This is a genomic window from Novosphingobium sp., from assembly GCF_032093395.1.
Classification (GTDB): Bacteria; Pseudomonadota; Alphaproteobacteria; order Sphingomonadales; family Sphingomonadaceae; genus Novosphingobium.
Genome location: NZ_DAMDBA010000169.1, coordinates 1 through 2,140, shown reverse-complemented (window position 1 = coordinate 2,140; position 2,140 = coordinate 1). Strand labels below are relative to the sequence as shown.

Annotated in this window: 2 protein-coding genes; both read right to left on the bottom strand. The window is 62.6% G+C overall.

What is annotated here, in order from left to right:
* Positions 1 to 220: 220 nt before the first annotated feature.
* Positions 221 to 1,693, bottom strand: coding sequence for an oxidoreductase (locus tag RT424_RS24395; protein WP_313443487.1), 1,473 nt, complete (start codon positions 1,691 to 1,693; stop codon positions 221 to 223).
* A 76-nt stretch (positions 1,694 to 1,769) separates the two neighbouring features.
* The gene (locus tag RT424_RS24390; protein WP_313443485.1) at positions 1,770 to 2,060 is read right to left on the bottom strand and encodes a hypothetical protein; all 291 of its coding nucleotides are present in this window, start codon (positions 2,058 to 2,060) and stop codon (positions 1,770 to 1,772) included.
* Positions 2,061 to 2,140: the final 80 nt, after the last annotated feature.

Here is a 2,140-nt window from a genome sequence, read left to right as displayed (position 1 = left end):
GACACTCCATCTTCCTCAAAAGATTAAAGTGTTGCCTCCACCCGTTGAACCCACCGTCGCCTGCCGCCGGATAACCGGGGAGACGGCACGCTCACGGTCTCCCTTAGCATGAGGCGCCCATTCCATCCGAGAGGCCACAGCCTCACCCCTCCGGCTCGCATCGTCGCGACGGCAGAAATCGGCGCCCCACGACCGCCATTATGAGGATGCCGACCCAGGCTCACACGGTGCTGACCGTACCGCCATCTATGACAAATTCAGCGCCGTGGATCGCCCCTGCGCGATCCGAAGCCAAATAGGCGATAAGGTCGGCGACTTCGGAAGGCTCCGCCCCGCGGCCGATTGGAATGCCGCCGAGAGCCTCAAGGACTGACTGCCTCGCATCCTCGATTGTGCCGCCATTCGTGTCCTGCAGGCGCTCCAAGAAGCGGCCTGTCGACTCAGTCATGATCCAGCCGGGGGAGACGACGTTGACCCGCACGCCCTTGGGACCAAGCTCCTTTGAGAGCGATTTGCTGTAGGTCCTGAGCGCGGCCTTGGCGGCGGCATAAGCTGTCGTCGATTCCGGCAATGGCAGCACGGACTGGATGGACGTGACATGCACCACGGCGCCAGCGCCCTGTTCGATCATCTTGGGCACCAGCAGGCGATCGAGGCGGACGGTCGCCAGAAGGTTGAGGCTCAATTCCGCCAGCCAGTGTTCATCGGTCAAGACAACGAAGCCGCCGGCCGGCGTGGACGAACCACCGATGACATGCGCGAGAATGTCAATGCCGCCCACCGGCGCGACGAAGAGATGACGGCGATGCCAATATTCGATAAAACTGTCGGCATCGTCATAAGCGCCGGTCACACGAAAGCGCAGGTCACCCCCTGCGGACAGCGGTCCCGTCAGATCGACCGTGCCGCGAAACTCGTCATAACGGTCATAGCTAAAACCCGCGCTGCCTTTCCATTCGCGCTGGGGCTGCTTGGTCACGATATTGACCACCGCGCCAGGCTGAAGCTGGCCGTAGAGCACAGAGGCCGGTCCCTTCAGTACTTCGACCCGTTCGATACCAATACTGTCACGTGCCTGGCGCATGGTCGAAACGGCAATACCGTTGATCGTCTGGTTAGCCAGGAATCCGCGTATCAGGTAGGTGTCGCCGAAGGCGTCGAGCAAAGAGCCATCGCGTGAGGCGCCTGGGATGAAGCGGAGGACTTCCCCGACCGTGTCGCTGTTGCTCGACTGGATCGCCTGGCTATCGATCACGTCCACGCTTTGCGGAATGCTCAGCGCGGTGTCCTTGGTGAGACGGCCGTAGACGAGGATTTCTGCCTGAGGCGTCTCGATCGCCGCGGTTGATCGTGATGCCGATAGCGGTTCGCGTTCGAGAATATAGCCGCCTCGCCCATCAGGACGCGCCTTGATGTTGCTACCCGCGATCAGACGGTCGAGCGCCTGGGCCGACGTGTAGGTACCATGCAGGCCAGCAGTGCGCTTGCCCCGCACCAGCGCCGGGTCGAACACGATCATTACGCCGGCCTTGCGGCCGAGCTGGGCGATGGCGTTGCCGAGCGAACCGGCGGGGATGTCAATATCCTTCGCAGCTTGCGCTGTCTGCGCCTGTGCCGACATGGAGACCGCGCCGATCCCCGCAACCAAAATCGCGACAGCTGCCGCGCCACACATTTGCTTGAACTTCACCACCCGGAATACCCCTTTGCGAATACCGCTTCACCAAGGGGACGGGCGAGTTTGAAAATCGGGAACCGGAGGCAGAAAATTATTTTGTGCGCACCCACAACTCGCCGTCACTGACGCGCGTCAGGCGCAGCCCGGTCGATTGCAGGATGCCCTGCAGCGCGCGATCGGTGTCGGCCAGGGGGAAGCTGCCGGACACCCTGACGCCGGCCAGCTCGCCCTCATCGAAGCGCAGCGGTTTCTTGCGATAGCGGTTGAGTTCGAGCAGCACATGCGCCACCGGCTGGTCGTCGGCCGCGAGCCAGCCCTCAGTCCAGATCGCCGCCGCGTCGGGATCGATACGGCCGAGGTGGGCAAGTTTCCCCTGTCCCATGCGTACCTGATCGCCGGGGGACAGATTGACCGGCCCCCACTGAGTGGTCCGTGTTGATTGTTAGTGCAGAACCGTCTCCG

What these genes read in the sequence shown, in the direction of transcription:
- RT424_RS24390 (WP_313443485.1), bottom strand. Translation starts at nt 2,060, where the DNA reads ATGGGACAGGGGAAACTTGCCCACCTCGGCCGTATCGATCCCGACGCG.